This window comes from Guptibacillus algicola, assembly GCF_020171805.1.
Taxonomy (GTDB): Bacteria; Bacillota; Bacilli; order Bacillales; family Guptibacillaceae; genus Guptibacillus; species Guptibacillus algicola.
The window spans coordinates 1,233,506-1,248,093 of the sequence record NZ_JAIVAF010000001.1 but is presented as its reverse complement, the minus strand read 5'-3'; the positions used below and the strand labels follow the sequence as shown (position 1 = coordinate 1,248,093).

Genomic DNA, 14,588 nt, shown 5'->3' with positions numbered 1-14,588 from the left:
TATGACGGATGTGAACGACATGAATACGGAAATGAGAAACGTAAAATCAGAACAACTTCATCAATTTTCAACGTTAGAAATCATCGAGCTAATGAATGAAGAAGATCAACGCGTACCTTCTGTAGTGAAGGCGGCTTTACCCCAGGTCCAGAAGGTCATCGATCAAGCTGTTGAAATCATGAAAAGTGGTGGTCGACTCTTTTATTTCGGAGCTGGTACGAGTGGTCGTCTCGGCGTCCTTGACGCTTCAGAATGTCCGCCAACTTTTGGAGTTCCGCATGACCTTGTGAATGGTATTATTGCTGGTGGCGACAGAGCTCTTCGCTTTCCGATCGAAGGAGCAGAAGATAGCGCTGAGGCAGGTGCAGCAGATGTTCATAAACACGTGACTCGTAAAGATATGGTCATCGGAATAGCGTCAAGTGGAAGAACGCCGTATGTGCTTGGTGCAGTTAATGCCGCATCCAACCTCGGAATCCCAACAGCGGGTATTGCTTGCAACACAGGGTCCTTATTATCACAGAAAGTTATATACCCGATCGAAGTACCGGTTGGACCTGAGGTGGTCACGGGATCGACTCGTTTAAAAGCAGGTACAGCGCAGAAGATGGTACTGAATATGATTACGACAGCTTCGATGATTAAGCTTGGAAAGGTTTATCGAAACCTGATGGTCAACGTTCAAGCTTCAAATGAGAAACTCCGTAAACGAGCAGTTTCAATCATTCAGGAAATCACAGGTGTTGATGAAGTAGAAGCGAGTCGAGCTAGTGAAAAAGCAGGCGGTGATGTGAGAGTTGCCATTGTCATGCTGTTACTAGGAGTTAACGTTGAAGAAGCGAAGGTAGTGTTAGAGAAGAAAAATGGTAATTTAGCAGAATTAATGAGAGATGTGGAGTAGTGGGTCAGGTACGTGCCTGGCACCAAGTTAAAAAAATTCCACCCCCTGCAACCTTGCAGGGGGTGGAACCGTTATTACATTAAATCCATCGGTGATTCATCAAAATAGAGCCAGTGGAAGTATTCGATTTCTGCGTCGGACATGCTCAGAACGTCATCCCTATTCATTGTCGTTTTGGTCGTTAAACGTTCAATAAATTGGTTTCTTGCTTTCTGGCTCATTGTAAATCCTCCCTGTATTTTTAAGCGGGACAGCTACTGTAACCGCTTTCAATTTGTTAACACTATTATAAATCTCGAAATGAGATCAATACAATACCGTTTCGAGATATATCGTATGTAACCAATGTGAAATTGTGATGAGAGTGAGTGCTCGTTCAGATGAAAAGAAGTAAAACAGAGAACGTTTGTTCCTTTTGTGGTAATAAAGGCTTAGTGATATGTATAGAAATGAATGGACTACCAAACATCTAAACTCACAAATTTTATAGTCAATGTTTCTTTTTAAGAGAAATGATAAACTATGGTTATTAAAATTTACCAAAATCACAAAAAAGAGGAAGTGCTTTAATGATTTGCTTAGGTTGTCGATTGGCCAATAAAAAAGAACCAGTGCATATCGTTTATGAAAATGACTTTGTAAGTTGTTTGTTAGATCATGAACCATACAACGAAGGCCATGTCATGATTTTGCCCAAAAAACACTTTCATGACGTAGATGAATTTGATGAAGATACAGCAACTGCGGTTATGAAAGCATCGATTCTCCTATCCAAAGCAGTTAAGAACGTATATGCTCCTGATGGAATAACGGTTTGTCAAAACGGTGGTATTTTCAATGAGCTGACGCATTATCATATGCATGTTGTACCAAGGTACGAAAATCAGTCGTTCTCAACATTTTACATCGAAGACGGAGAGGTGTGTATTGAGGATGAAGCGAAGTTAGCTGAGACAAAAAGAAAATTGAGTGGTGCTATTGCTGAACTAGTTGAAATTCATCAATAGGTGCAGAGGGGAACGATCGAAAAGCATCAATTCCCCTTCTTATTTAACCCCCCTATTCTTTCTCATACTCTGGGAATTTCCCATATTTAATAAGTTCATACACGATTCGTCCATTGCTTGGTTGTCCATCAGGATAATAGATTGGCAATAAATCGAATAGCACAAAGTAAAAGGCATAATAAATGAATTGTTTCCCGAAATCCTTCATACCGATCCATCCAAAGGAAAGTGAAAAATTCACAATAAGCGCTACAGCAATATTCGCAACAATAGGTGAAGAATACACCAGGATTTGTGCCCAGTTCTCCTTATACCTTAAGTTATCGTAGCTACACCAGCTATACATAAAATAATATTTGCGAAATTCAAAGATTCCTATATTGAAAATTCTTGGGCCGCAGCCAATTACGACCTTAGAATTTTTTGCGCCAAGAAAATAGCTCGTTAATAAGTAGCCACCTTCTCTAATGATCGAAACCATTGGCAAAATAATAAAAGCAGATAATAATAATTTGAGAAAATCACTGATTCCAAACATAACGTCGTTCCTTTTGCTTAAGTTTTTTAGTTAGTGAAATAAAAAAAGCCAAAAAGAACCAGGGTTCACACCTAGTCCTCTTTGGCTTATGTCTAGCTCTAATTGTCCAGCTCATTTCCACCAATTATGCGGCTGTCTAGCATTCGTAACTAATATTATTATTAGGTATATACCCGCATTCTACAAACTAAAACGTTATGTTGTGAAGATTTATCATTTTTCCTTTAAAAATTCTTGCTCATACACGACTTCCCCATTAACATACGTTACTTCAACTTCATTTCTGGTATCAAAAGGATCGCCGCCCCAAATAACAAAGTCCGCATCTTTTCCTTCTTCTAACGATCCAACTCGGTCGTCCACACCTAAATGCTTAGCAGCTTGCAGGGTGATGGCTTTCCACGCATCCGTTGTTTTCATTCCATGCTTAACTGCAAGGGCAGCGCTTTGCAGAAGATTTTCGATTCCGACAACAGGATGATCCGTCGTAATCGATACAGGCACTCCAGCATTCGCAAGAATACCAGCAGTATGCCACCCTTTATCAGCAAGCTCGATTTTACTTCTTGTTGAGAGGGTAGGACCAATTGCAGCTGGAGCATTTGATGCTGCCACAAATTCGCTAATCTGATGACCTTCCGTGCAGTGCTCGATCGAAATATTTAAATCGAATTCTTTGGCAAGGCGTATAAGTGTAACAATATCATCTGCTCGGTGCGCATGAGCGCGAATTGGAATCTCCTTTCTAAGCGCTTTTGCTAAGTTTTCTAAACCAAGGTCTATTTCTACGCTTTCTTCTTTCTCAACTTCCATCATATAGTGCTTGGCTTTGAGCAATTCCTGGCGAAACATGGAGGCGATAGCCATTCTTGTGATAGGCGCTTTTCCTTTATGACCATGGATGCGCTTCGGGTTTTCTCCAAAAGCGGCTTTCATTCCTGAAGGTTCTCGAATGACCATTTGATCAACGATGGTACCCGCTGTCTTCAATGTAACCATCTCGCCACCAATGACATTCGCACTTCCAGGAAGCACTTGAACAGTTGTGATCCCCGCACGTCTTGCATCTTCAAATCCTTTATCTGCTGGATTGATGCCATCCATCGCTCGTACTTCTGGTGTAAGTGGACTACTTGTTTCATTAAAATCGTGACCTTCAGCTCCGATGCCTTCTTCATGCACGCCGAGGTGAGTATGCACATCGATCAAACCAGGAGTGATTACCTTTCCTTTCGCATCGATCACATCAATATTGCTAGAGTCTATGCAAACCTCCCCAACTTGGCGAATAATTTTTCCCTCGATCAGAAGACTTGCCTCTTCAAGAACTTCACCATTCCCAATGACGATTGTTGCATTCGTAAAAAGTTTCATATGAGTAATCTCCTTTTATTAAATAGAAATTTTTTCTAAATAACCCTTGAAATTAATTATTAGAATATTTATACTGTTCTTTAAATTACTAATTCACATACTAAAACAAAGTATTAGTATTGTAAATAGTCGTAATGTATTATGATTAGGTCTAAGTACATAAGTAATTATAACTATTACGACTGAAAGGCGGAATTGTAATTGAGTAGAATTGGTACAGATCTTATCGATGATCTTGATCGCAGTATTATTAAGTTTTTATCGAAGAATGGCAGAATGTCATTCACAGAAATCGCAAATCAGCTTAACGTAACGGAGAAAACTGTTCGAACACGGTACAACAATATGGTGGAAAACGACATCCTCGAAGTTGTTGGCGTTATTAATCCGATCACACTCGGCATTAAGATGGGAGCAATTATTCAATTAAAGGTTGTTCCTCAACACATCGATGATGTTATTGAAAGACTCAGAACCATTCGAGTGGTTCGCTTTATTACAACGATTTCTGGTGAGTATCCCTTACTTGCACAAATCAACGTCCGAGACTACGAAGAAATCAACGAAACGGTGCGCACTGTTCAATCTATTGAACATGTGACAGCAACGAACGTGATGGTGCAGATGGATGTGTTTAAAAATACGTTTGAATATTTATAAAAAGAGCTCTCGCTCTTTTTTTATAGGATTATATGTCTGAATATTTAGATAAAAATTGAAGGAGATGATTGTAATGAAGATTTTTATTTCTGCGGATATGGAAGGCATATCGGGTGTTGCGACAAACGTTCAGTTGAAAAAAGAGAGCGAGTATCAACGTTTTCGAAAGCTTATGACTCTTGATGTAAATGCGGCAATCGAAGGGGCCTTCAATGGAGGGGCCACTGAAGTAGTTGTGGCGGATGGACATGGCAATATGTCGAACATCATCGTGGAAGATCTAGATGAGCGAGCAATATTGGTTTCTGGTAACAACCGCGTGATGTGTCAGATGCAGGGACTTGATGAAACATTTGACGGCGTGATGTTCATCGGTCACCACGGTCGTGAAGCAGGTGCAAATGAGACAGTAATCAGCCACACTCTCGCTGGAATTTGCGTTGGTGAAATGAAAATCAATGACAAGGTAGTTGGGGAAACAGAGCTAAATTCGGGTGTTGCAGGAGCCTTCGGAGTACCTCCAATCTTTGTTTCAGGAGATGACACTTATGTAGCAGAAGTAAAAGAAACCTTCCCAGACATTGAATCAGCTATCGTGAAAACTGGAATCGACCGATTCGCAGCTGAGTTAATCCATCCTGTTAGGGCGAGACGCTTAATAAGAGAGCAAGCTGAAGTTGCTGTTCGACATGCAGAGAAAAGGACTCCTTACGTAGTCGATGGACCGATTACGTTTGAAATTGAGTTTAAAGGTCCTCAACAGGCTTTGATGACAACGACCATTCCAACTGTTGAGAAGATAGGACCGAAAACAATTCGATTTACTTGTGATGACTATGTAACAGCCTACAAGCAGATGTGGGGTCTAATCATCATTGCGATGACATCAACAAACGGAGTGTTAGGCTCAGTAAATACATAACCACTAAAAGGAGGGGCATCATTGTACATTTTTAAGCGGGTCCTCACGATGATTTTAACCATCTGGGTGATCACCACACTCACCTTTATCATTATGCACTCGATACCTGGGGATCCTTTCGCTTCAGATGCGGACGTGCTCCCTGAAGAAGTTCTTGAAAACATGCGGGCGAAATTTAATTTGGATGAGCCGTTACCTATGCAGTACATCTTATATTTGAAAAACCTTGTCCAATTTGATCTCGGACCTTCCATTCAATCTGAGACGCGAGACGTCAATACGCTAATTGCAGATGGGTTTCCTGCCTCAGCCATACTTGGTCTTCAATCACTCGTAATCGCACTTGTTTTTGGACTGCTTCTCGGTATCATCGCTGCGCTCAATCATAATGGCATTCTCGATTACGCGGCAATGGCATTTGCCATAATTGGGATATCGATTCCGAGTTTTATCCTTGCACCACTGCTTATTAATTATTTCGCCGTAAAGTGGGGCATGTTCCCTGTGGCCTCATGGGGGACATGGCAACATACTATTCTCCCCTCAGTCGCGTTAGCAACGGCACCACTCGCGATCGTCGCAAGGTTTATGAGGTCAAGCATGTTAGACGTTATGAATCAGAACTACATCAAAACAGCTGATGCAAAAGGCCTTGCTATTACAGGAATCGTCATTAAGCATGGTGTACGAAACGCGCTCATTCCTGTCATTTCGTTCATCGGACCACTTGCTGCGTTTTTATTAACTGGAACATTTGTTATTGAAAAGATTTTTGCGATTCCAGGTATCGGAAAGTATTTCGTAGATAGCATCTTCAACCGTGATTTTCCGGTTATTCTCGGAACGACGATTTTCTTCAGTACGATTCTGATCGTAACGTTGTTCCTTGTTGATATTTCATACCGAATCGTAGATCCAAGAATCAAACTAACAAGCAGGGGGGAGTAACATGGCTGAGCAGCATAAAGAAACGTTATTTCGCCCTGTAGATCGAAGTCGTTTTCAACAGGAGAAAATCGTTCGACCAAGCATGAGTCAGTGGAAAGAAACAACGGTTAAAATCATGCGGAACAAGCTTGCGATTCTTGGTCTCGGTCTCCTTGTCATCATTACGATCCTTGCGATAATCGGTCCTCACCTCGTGCCGTATAGCTATTCTGACCAGAACTTATCAGCCAAGAATATGGCACCAGGAGCAGAGCACTGGTTTGGGACAGATTCTCTAGGACGTGATATGTGGGCGAGAACCTGGTATGGGGCAAGAATTTCGTTAACGATCGGACTTGCTGCCGCCATTATCGATTTGATCCTTGGTTTAATCGTCGGTGGAATCTCCGGCTATATGGCTGGGAGAGGAAAATTCGGTGATAAGGTCGATGGTTTCTTGATGAGAATCGTTGAGATCCTCTATGGCATTCCGTACCTTCTTGTTGTGATCTTGCTCCTCGTTGTTATGAAGCCAGGTCTTTGGACGATTATCATCGCCCTTTCCATTACAGGCTGGGTTGGAATGGCAAGAATCGTAAGAGGGCAGATTCTGCAGCTGAAAGAGCAGGAGTACGTCGCTGCCGCTCAAAAGCTTGGAACACCTCACAGGAAGATCATCTTGCGTCACCTTTTTCCAAATATGATCGGGATTATCATCGTGAATTTAACCTTTACGATTCCTCAGGCGATTTTCGCAGAGTCATTTTTAAGTTTTATCGGACTTGGTGTACAAGCTCCGATTGCAAGCTGGGGAACAATGGCGAACGATGCGCTGGGCGTTATTCTCACCGGCCAATGGTGGAGGTTGTTCTTCCCAGGATTCATGATTTCATTAACGATGTTTGCATTCAATGTCTTCGGTGATGGATTACAAGACGCGCTTGATCCTCAGTCAAAGGAATAAGGAGGGGAAATAGATGAGTCGATTACTTGATGTTAATGATTTGAAAGTATCATTCAAAACGTACGGCGGGGAAGTGAAGGCGGTACGAGGCGTTGACTTTCATATCGATGAGGGCGAAGTGCTCGCAATTGTTGGAGAAAGCGGCTGTGGGAAAAGTGTAACGGCTCAGTCGATCATGGGACTCCTTCCGAAGAAGGTTAGCAGAATTAATAGTGGAAGAGTTACGTTTAACGGAAAAGAACTATTAGGCTTGTCGAAGAAAGAGATGCAGAAGCTGAAAGGGTCCGATATCGGTTTAATTTCACAGGACCCCATGACATCTCTTAATCCCACGATGAGGATTGGTTCACAGATCGCAGAAACGATAAAAAAGCATACCGATTATTCAAGGTCTAAGATTCATGACCGAACCATCGAGCTCCTTGATCTAGTGGGAATTCCTAACCCGGCGGAGCGCTATCGATCGTATCCTCATGAGCTTAGTGGAGGAATGAGGCAACGCGTGTTGATTGCGATGGCACTTTCTTGTGAACCAAAACTCTTGATTGCAGATGAACCGACAACGGCTCTCGATGTTACGATCCAGGCTCAAATTCTCGATTTATTAAAAGATATTCAAAAGCGTCTTGGAACGTCGGTCTTGATCATTACACATGATTTAGGTGTTGTTGCAGAAGTTGCCCAACGTGTTGCGGTGATGTATGCAGGAGTAATCGTGGAGAGTGGCGAAGTGGAAGAAATTTTCGAAACACCAAACCATCCTTACACATGGGGCTTACTAAAGTCCGTGCCGCGTTATGAGAAAGGAAAGCATGAGAAGGAGCGTCTCGTACCTATTGAAGGTTCTCCTCCAGATTTATTTGCTCCTCCGGCAGGGTGTCCATTTGCCGCAAGGTGTGAATACGCGATGGAGATTTGTCTCGATCAGATGCCAGACCCTATTAAGACGTCTGACACACACCAGGCACGTTGCTGGTTGAACGATACGAGGGCACCGAATGCAAAAGACTTTGTTGCAGCAGGGGGGAGCGATGTATGAGTGATGCGTTAGTAGAAGTGCAGCAGGTGAAGAAATATTTTAATGTTGGACGCAATGATTCCTTAAAAGCCGTAGACAATATCTCGTTCTTCATAAAAAAAGGTGAAACGTTTGGACTAGTTGGAGAAAGTGGCAGTGGAAAATCAACGCTTGGGCGAACGATCGTTGGTCTTCATCAAGCCACTGATGGTCGCATCGTCTACAACGGAAATGACACGAGTCTTGTAAAAGGAAAAGATGCTCGTGATCTTAATCGCACGATGCAAATGATCTTTCAGGACCCAGAGGCGTCTCTTAATCCACGCATGCGTGTGATGGATATTATTGCAGAAGGCATTGATGCGCATGGACTTCTGAAAGGAAAGAAGCGAAAGGAACGAGTCTTTCAACTTTTAGAAAAAGTTGGATTGAGCGCTGAGCATGCAAAGCGTTATCCGCATGAATTTAGTGGGGGGCAGCGCCAGCGGATCGGGATCGCACGAGCGTTAGCTGTTGAGCCTGACTTCATCGTTGCAGACGAGCCGATTTCAGCTCTCGATGTGTCCATTCAAGCGCAAATTGTAAATCTTATGGAAGATCTAAAAGAAGAGGAAGGCCTTACGTATTTGTTCATCGCTCACGATTTAGGAATGGTGAAACATATCAGTGACCGAATTGGCGTGATGTACCTTGGAAACTTGATGGAGCTCGCAGATAGTGACTCACTTTTCGATGAGCCGCTTCACCCTTACACTCAGGCGTTGCTTTCCGCCATACCTGTTCCGAACCCGAAAGAAGCAAGTGAGAGAGAACGGATCATGCTAGAAGGTGATTTACCGAGTCCGATCTCACCTCCGTCTGGCTGTCGTTTTCGAACAAGGTGTCCTCATGCCATGGATGTTTGTAGTGAAGTTGTTCCTGAATGGAGAGAAGCAAAGGAAAACCATTGGGTAGCATGTCATCTTTATACGAATGAAGGAGGAGAAACGAATGAAGGAGGAGAAACGAATGAAAAAGTTGATCTATAGTTTGATCATGGTGTTAACTGTCGTTCCATTTCTTGCAGCATGCGGCGGGGAAGGAGCTTCTGGAGATGGAGAAGGAAAGCAGGAAATTACAGTCAATGCAATGAGCGAGCCTCCTTCCATGGACCCTGCTCTAGCAACAGATACGACATCAGGATGGGTGCTCGATCACTTATTTGAAGGGCTCTACAGGAAGAATAAGAATGGGGAAATTGAGCCTGCTCTTGCAGAGAAAACCGAAGTATCAGAAGATAACACTACGTACACGTTCACACTGAAAGATGCAGAGTGGTCAAATGGAGATCCGATCACTGCAGGAGATTTTGAATATGCTTGGAAGCGTGTATTAAATCCAGAGACAGGAAGTTCTTTTGCTTTCTATATGTATTACATCAGCGGTGCTGAAGCTTATAATAAAGGGGACGGTCCTGTTGAGGATGTCGGTATTACAGCAGTGGACGATAAAACACTAAAAGTCGAGCTAAATGCACCGACAGGTTTCATCGAGAAACTTCTCTCTTTCTGGACGTTTTACCCTGTAAATCAATCTGTTGTTGAAGGAGATGAAAACTGGTCAGCAGAAGCAGATTCGATCGTTAGTAACGGTGCTTATGAGATGACGAGCTGGAAACATGACAACGAGCTCACGATTGAGAAACGCGCCTCTTATTGGGATGAAGATTCCATTAACATGGAGAAAATCACTTGGAAGATGGTTAACGATGCAACAACATATTATCAAATGTACAAATCAGGGGAGCTCGATATGATTCATACGCTTCCGATCGACGTCATTTCTTCAGAGAAAGAAAGCGATGATTTCAAGATTACTCCTTATTTTGGAACATATATGTATATGTTCAACGTGGATAAAGAACCGTTTACAAATGAGAAAGTAAGAAAAGCCTTTGCGATGGCGATTGACCGTGAATCGATCACTGAAGATATTTCACAAGCAGGTGAAACACCGGCTTACGGCTTTGTACCAGAAGGCGTCGATACGCCGAACGGTGACTTCAGAGAACAAAGTGGGGAGTACTTCGAAGAGGACTTTGATAAAGCGAAACAATTGATCGAAGAAGCTAAGAAAGAAGAAGGATGGAGCGAACTGCCATCAGTCGAACTCATGTACAACACTTCTGATAACCACAAGAAAATAGCTGAAGGTGTACAAGAGATGTTGAAGCAGAATCTCGGTGTGAACGTTACGCTGAATAACCAGGAATGGAAAACGTACCTTGATACTACAAAACAAGGAAACTTCCAGATGGCGCGTATGGGCTGGATTGGCGTTTATGTTGATCCGACTCCAATTCTAGAATACTACCTGGGGGATAGCCCTAACAATCGTACGAACTGGGTGAATGAAGAATACGATTCACTTATCGCTGAATCCAAAATGGTTCAGGACGAAGAAAAGCGAATGGAGCTTTTGCATAAGGCAGAGGATGTGTTAATGGAAGATATGCCGTTTATGCCTGTTTACCATTACTCACAAAACTTCTTAACATCAGAAGCCTATAAGGGTATTGTATATCCTGTTAACAGATACCCAGACCTACGCTATGCTGAAAAGAAATAATGATTGAAAAGAAGGAAGATCTGCTGAAAGTGGATCTTCCTTTATTTGAAAGGATGAGCGCAGTGCATAAATATGGACTAGCTTTTCTAGCGTCACTGCTTTTAGCAACAACCTTTTGGTTTGTTCAAGGTGATGACGTTCTTCACTTTATTAACAGTTCATTTTATTGGGGAATCATTTCGTTAACAATTGGGACTGGATTGTTTGTGTTAAAAACAGGGTTCTTGAATTTGTTGTTTGAAGGATTTTCAAAAATCCATCGCATGATCGTACCCCGTCCGCGTTCGATGGAACGAGTGGATGAACAGGTGAATAGAGATTATCGATTTACAGATTGGAAGGATCGTGTCCTTTTAAGTGGCATTCTTATGTGTCTAGGAGTAGGTACAGGGCTTACTGGGATCTCGGTAGCAGGTGTTTTTTTACTTATGTAAAAACAATTAGGTGAGGTGTTTAGATGGAAATTAAAACAGTAGAGAAAGAGAATCTTCAAGCTGATTCACTTTATAACTTGGCATTTGTAGGAGATCCACAGTTATCTCCTGACGGTAAGAAGATCGTATATGTGAAGAAAAAGATCACGTCGGATCATGAATATGCTTCTTATCTCGTGATGGTAGATGGTGAGACAGGTGAAGAAGTGCCGTGGACATCTCCCTCTTCCCCGCATCTTGATTCTTCTCCGCGATGGTCACCTGATGGGGAGAAACTAGCTTTTGTTTCGAATCGTTCTGGAGAGAATCAAATATGGATCATTTCAGCTCTTGGAGGGGAAGCATTCCAATTAACCTCACTTGAAAATGGAGCAGGCAGCCCGGTTTGGAAACCGGATGGATCAGCACTTCTAGTACTTTGTAATAGGTACCCTAAAGGTAAGAAAGAAGAAGCGAATAAAAAGAAGACAGCACTCGTAGTAGAAGATTTGCATTACAAGGCAGATGGGAAAGGGTTCCTTGATGGAAAGCATACACAGGTGGCTGTAATCAATAGCACGACAGGTGAAGAAACTTGGATTACGGACGCTGAGCTCGATCACTCATACCCAAATTGGTCGCCTGACGGTGAAACGATCGTTTATGTAAGAAGTAGACGCGAAGAGAATGGAGCTTACATTCAATCGGATTTATTCATTAAGAAGCTAGCTGAAGATGATAGGAATAAGCCTGAGCAGCTTAACACGGAAGGTGGTAGTTTCATAGCTCCACGATGGGCTCCTGATGGAACAACACTCTCTTATATTGGTCATGACTTTAAACATGAAGGAGCGACGTTGAATAAAGTGTGGACAGTGGATGTGAAGTCGAAAACGTTTAACTGTCTTACTGATTCGTTCGACCTAGAGTGCTCGGACGTTCTTATTTCAGATCTTCATTGGGGAATTAATTCTCCCGGAGCGATTTGGAGTAAAGACGCGAGAGAACTCTACTTCCTTGGCAGTGAACGTGGAAACACAGGAATCTATTCTATCAACCTTGATGGCACGCTTCGACAAATAGCGGGTGGTGACAGGCACCACTATACGTTTCATGCAGTAGTTGATCACGGTGAGGCAGTCGTCGCAATTAGTGACACTACGAATATAGGCGATATTTATACCTTCTCATTAGAAGAAGATGCTTCTCCGAAAAGAATGACATCATCAAATGAAGAGGTGCTGAGTGACTATCCTCTTTCAACACCAGAAGCGTTCACGTATGAAGGTCGAGATGGTTTGAACGTACAAGGGTGGATCATGAAGCCAATCGGTTTTGAAGAAGGAAGACAGTACCCAACGGTCTTAGAAATCCATGGTGGTCCTCATATGATGTATGGAAACTCATTTATGCATGAGTTTCAGCTTCTTGCAGCGAAAGGGTACGTCGTCGTGTTTACAAATCCTCGAGGTAGTCAGGGATACGGTCAAGATTTCGTTAACGGCTGTCGAGGTGACTATGGCGGTGGTGACTTCGATGATGTGATGGCAGGTATAGAAGCAGCAGTAGACCGAAACCGATTCATAGACGCTGATTGTTTGTTTGTTACTGGCGGGAGTTATGGAGGGTTCATGACAAATTGGATCATTGGTAAAACGAATGTATTCAAGGCCGCTGTAACACAGCGCTCGATTTCAAACTGGTTAAGCTTCTATGGTGTAAGTGATATCGGATACTTCTTTACGAAATGGGAAGTTGGGGCTGACCTTGATGAAGACCCAACGAAGCTGTGGGGTCATTCACCTTTGAAGTATGTAAACGACATCGAAACCCCGCTGCTCATTCTCCACAGTGAAAAGGACTACCGTTGTCCGATTGAACAAGGCGAGCAGTTATACATTGCACTTAAGCACCGTGAAAAGAAGACAAAATTTGTGAGATTCCCTGATTCTGACCACAACCTTTCTAGAAGCGGTCATCCTGAATTAAGAGTAGAACGCTTGAATCATTTAATCGGTTGGTTTGATGATCACCTTGATGGCGACCAAGCATGATTCGACAGAATGTGGGGAGTGACAGGCACCGTTAAATGTCCCCTTGACGTGCATGAATTAAGGTACTATACTGTTTAGAATAGTTAAACAATATGAATATTTCAAACTCTTATCAAGAGTGGCGGAGGGACTGGCCCATTGACGCCCGGCAACCATCTCAGTTCGTGAGAAAGGTGCTAATTCCAGCAAACGAGCAATCGTTTGAGAGATGAGAGAGAGTTACATAATCGTGAAGAACACCCAACTCTCTCTGTCCAACAGGGAGAGTTTTTTAGTTTATGGGTAGAAAGAAGGAGGGGGGATTTTCACGGTTCCAATGCAGCCGTATGTTTTCGTAATTTAGTGCAAAGACGCTTTAAATGATTATAGGTAAGAGGAGGAGTAGGAGAATGAAGAAGTTATCACTTTTATTAGGTGCATTAGTATTGATTGTTGTAACAGGTTGCTCTAGTAGTGCAGAGTCAGGCGGTTCAGAGGGAGGGCCATTGAAGGTCGGTGTTACAGCTGGGCCCCATGAAGACGTCATGAAGAAGGTAAAAGAAGTAGCTGAGAAAGATGGGTTTGAGATTGAAGTGGTGGCGTTCAACGATTACGTGATGCCGAATAAGGCTCTTGACGAAGGTGAACTCGATGCGAATGTTTTTCAACACGAACCGTATTTAACTGATTTTGTTGAGGAGCGTGGCATGGAATTATCAAAAGTTGCGACGACGATTAATTTTCCGATGGGAATCTACTCTGACCAATATGATGATCTTGATAATCTTAAAAAAGGTGACAAAGTAGGACTACCAAACCACTCGACAGGGGAACCTCGAGCGCTCATGCTGTTTGAGGAAGCAGGAATCATTGAACTGAAAGACGGCGTAGGAGTTGAAGCAACAATTAAAGATATTGAGAAGAACCCACTAAATCTTGAGTTTGTTCCTCTAGAAGCATCACAAATTCCAAGGCAGCTAGGTGAGCTTGCAATCGCAGCGATCAACACGAACTATGCGATGGAAAGTGGTCGCGTTCCAACAGAAGATTCACTCGTAATGGAACCAGAGGATTCTCCTTGGGTGAACGTCATCGCAACAAAAACAGAGAATAAAGACGATGAAAGAATCAATAAGCTAGTGGATTATTACCATTCAGATGAGGTGAAGCAGTTTATTGAAGAAGAATTTAACGGTTCAGTTGTAGCATCCTGGTAATTTGGTA

At 42.7% G+C, this 14,588-nt stretch carries 15 protein-coding genes and 1 riboswitch; of the genes, 12 read left to right on the top strand and 3 right to left on the bottom strand.

What is annotated here, in order from left to right; translation table 11 throughout:
* Window position 1 precedes the first annotated feature (1 nt).
* Window positions 2-901, top strand: coding sequence for an N-acetylmuramic acid 6-phosphate etherase (gene murQ / locus LCM09_RS06465; RefSeq protein WP_224879717.1), 900 nt, complete (start codon window positions 2-4; stop codon window positions 899-901).
* A gap of 74 nt (window positions 902-975) precedes the next feature.
* Here murQ and LCM09_RS06460 read toward each other — a convergent pair whose 3' ends face one another.
* Window positions 976-1,122 carry a BH0509 family protein gene (locus LCM09_RS06460; RefSeq protein WP_224879715.1) on the bottom strand — a complete coding sequence of 49 codons (147 nt, stop codon included), beginning with the start codon at window positions 1,120-1,122 and terminating at the stop codon, window positions 976-978.
* Between the two features lie 348 nt (window positions 1,123-1,470).
* Here LCM09_RS06460 and LCM09_RS06455 point away from each other — a divergent pair, with 348 nt between their 5' ends.
* The gene (locus LCM09_RS06455) at window positions 1,471-1,908 is read left to right on the top strand and encodes an HIT family protein (protein ID WP_224879713.1); all 438 of its coding nucleotides are present in this window, start codon (window positions 1,471-1,473) and stop codon (window positions 1,906-1,908) included.
* Window positions 1,909-1,960: 52 nt separating this feature from the next.
* On the opposite strand, the gene LCM09_RS06450 is transcribed toward LCM09_RS06455, so the two are convergent.
* Window positions 1,961-2,446 carry a hypothetical protein gene (locus LCM09_RS06450; RefSeq protein WP_224879711.1) on the bottom strand — a complete coding sequence of 162 codons (486 nt, stop codon included), beginning with the start codon at window positions 2,444-2,446 and terminating at the stop codon, window positions 1,961-1,963.
* 213 nt (window positions 2,447-2,659) lie between these two features.
* Window positions 2,660-3,820, bottom strand: a complete 1,161-nt coding sequence (locus LCM09_RS06445) for an amidohydrolase (RefSeq protein ID WP_224879709.1) — start codon at window positions 3,818-3,820, stop codon at window positions 2,660-2,662.
* Between the two features lie 201 nt (window positions 3,821-4,021).
* Here LCM09_RS06445 and LCM09_RS06440 point away from each other — a divergent pair, with 201 nt between their 5' ends.
* The 10 genes from LCM09_RS06440 to LCM09_RS06395 all read left to right on the top strand — a co-directional run bounded on the left by LCM09_RS06440 (window position 4,022) and on the right by LCM09_RS06395 (window position 14,581).
* Complete coding sequence (locus LCM09_RS06440) at window positions 4,022-4,480, top strand: Lrp/AsnC family transcriptional regulator (protein WP_224879707.1); 459 nt, start codon at window positions 4,022-4,024, stop codon at window positions 4,478-4,480.
* A 73-nt stretch (window positions 4,481-4,553) separates the two neighbouring features.
* Window positions 4,554-5,402 carry a M55 family metallopeptidase gene (locus tag LCM09_RS06435; protein WP_224879705.1) on the top strand — a complete coding sequence of 283 codons (849 nt, stop codon included), beginning with the start codon at window positions 4,554-4,556 and terminating at the stop codon, window positions 5,400-5,402.
* A 21-nt stretch (window positions 5,403-5,423) separates the two neighbouring features.
* The gene (locus LCM09_RS06430) at window positions 5,424-6,350 is read left to right on the top strand and encodes an ABC transporter permease (RefSeq protein WP_224879703.1); all 927 of its coding nucleotides are present in this window, start codon (window positions 5,424-5,426) and stop codon (window positions 6,348-6,350) included.
* Between the two features lies 1 nt (window position 6,351).
* On the top strand, window positions 6,352-7,293 hold the full coding sequence (locus tag LCM09_RS06425; RefSeq protein ID WP_224879701.1) for an ABC transporter permease: 942 nt from the start codon (window positions 6,352-6,354) through the stop codon (window positions 7,291-7,293).
* 13 nt (window positions 7,294-7,306) lie between these two features.
* Window positions 7,307-8,332, top strand: a complete 1,026-nt coding sequence (locus LCM09_RS06420) for an ABC transporter ATP-binding protein (RefSeq protein WP_224879699.1) — start codon at window positions 7,307-7,309, stop codon at window positions 8,330-8,332.
* The gene (locus LCM09_RS06415) at window positions 8,329-9,339 is read left to right on the top strand and encodes an ABC transporter ATP-binding protein (RefSeq protein WP_224879697.1); all 1,011 of its coding nucleotides are present in this window, start codon (window positions 8,329-8,331) and stop codon (window positions 9,337-9,339) included. The genes LCM09_RS06420 and LCM09_RS06415 overlap by 4 nt, the downstream gene beginning before the upstream one ends.
* The gene (locus LCM09_RS06410) at window positions 9,320-10,918 is read left to right on the top strand and encodes a peptide ABC transporter substrate-binding protein (RefSeq protein WP_224879695.1); all 1,599 of its coding nucleotides are present in this window, start codon (window positions 9,320-9,322) and stop codon (window positions 10,916-10,918) included. The genes LCM09_RS06415 and LCM09_RS06410 overlap by 20 nt, the downstream gene beginning before the upstream one ends.
* Window positions 10,918-11,352, top strand: a complete 435-nt coding sequence (locus LCM09_RS06405) for a DUF3899 domain-containing protein (RefSeq protein WP_224879693.1) — start codon at window positions 10,918-10,920, stop codon at window positions 11,350-11,352. The genes LCM09_RS06410 and LCM09_RS06405 overlap by 1 nt, the downstream gene beginning before the upstream one ends.
* Before the next feature lie 23 nt (window positions 11,353-11,375).
* Entirely contained in the window at window positions 11,376-13,385 is a 2,010-nt protein-coding gene (locus LCM09_RS06400) for a S9 family peptidase (RefSeq protein ID WP_224879691.1), read from the top strand.
* 106 nt (window positions 13,386-13,491) lie between these two features.
* A riboswitch (SAM riboswitch) is annotated at window positions 13,492-13,600 on the top strand.
* A 174-nt stretch (window positions 13,601-13,774) separates the two neighbouring features.
* Entirely contained in the window at window positions 13,775-14,581 is an 807-nt protein-coding gene (locus LCM09_RS06395; protein ID WP_224879689.1) for a MetQ/NlpA family ABC transporter substrate-binding protein, read from the top strand.
* Window positions 14,582-14,588: the final 7 nt, after the last annotated feature.

Excerpts from the sequence above, each read along its gene's own strand:
- LCM09_RS06405 (WP_224879693.1), top strand. The coding sequence starts at position 10,918 with ATGATTGAAAAGAAGGAAGATCTGCTGAAAGTGGATCTTCCTTTATTT.
- LCM09_RS06400 (WP_224879691.1), top strand. The coding sequence starts at position 11,376 with ATGGAAATTAAAACAGTAGAGAAAGAGAATCTTCAAGCTGATTCACTT.
- LCM09_RS06450 (WP_224879711.1), bottom strand. The coding sequence starts at position 2,446 with ATGTTTGGAATCAGTGATTTTCTCAAATTATTATTATCTGCTTTTATT.
- LCM09_RS06460 (WP_224879715.1), bottom strand. The coding sequence starts at position 1,122 with ATGAGCCAGAAAGCAAGAAACCAATTTATTGAACGTTTAACGACCAAA.
- LCM09_RS06425 (WP_224879701.1), top strand. The coding sequence starts at position 6,352 with ATGGCTGAGCAGCATAAAGAAACGTTATTTCGCCCTGTAGATCGAAGT.
- LCM09_RS06420 (WP_224879699.1), top strand. The coding sequence starts at position 7,307 with ATGAGTCGATTACTTGATGTTAATGATTTGAAAGTATCATTCAAAACG.
- LCM09_RS06415 (WP_224879697.1), top strand. The coding sequence starts at position 8,329 with ATGAGTGATGCGTTAGTAGAAGTGCAGCAGGTGAAGAAATATTTTAAT.
- LCM09_RS06445 (WP_224879709.1), bottom strand. The coding sequence starts at position 3,820 with ATGAAACTTTTTACGAATGCAACAATCGTCATTGGGAATGGTGAAGTT.
- LCM09_RS06435 (WP_224879705.1), top strand. The coding sequence starts at position 4,554 with ATGAAGATTTTTATTTCTGCGGATATGGAAGGCATATCGGGTGTTGCG.
- LCM09_RS06410 (WP_224879695.1), top strand. The coding sequence starts at position 9,320 with ATGAAAAAGTTGATCTATAGTTTGATCATGGTGTTAACTGTCGTTCCA.
- murQ (WP_224879717.1), top strand. The coding sequence starts at position 2 with ATGACGGATGTGAACGACATGAATACGGAAATGAGAAACGTAAAATCA.
- LCM09_RS06395 (WP_224879689.1), top strand. The coding sequence starts at position 13,775 with ATGAAGAAGTTATCACTTTTATTAGGTGCATTAGTATTGATTGTTGTA.
- LCM09_RS06455 (WP_224879713.1), top strand. The coding sequence starts at position 1,471 with ATGATTTGCTTAGGTTGTCGATTGGCCAATAAAAAAGAACCAGTGCAT.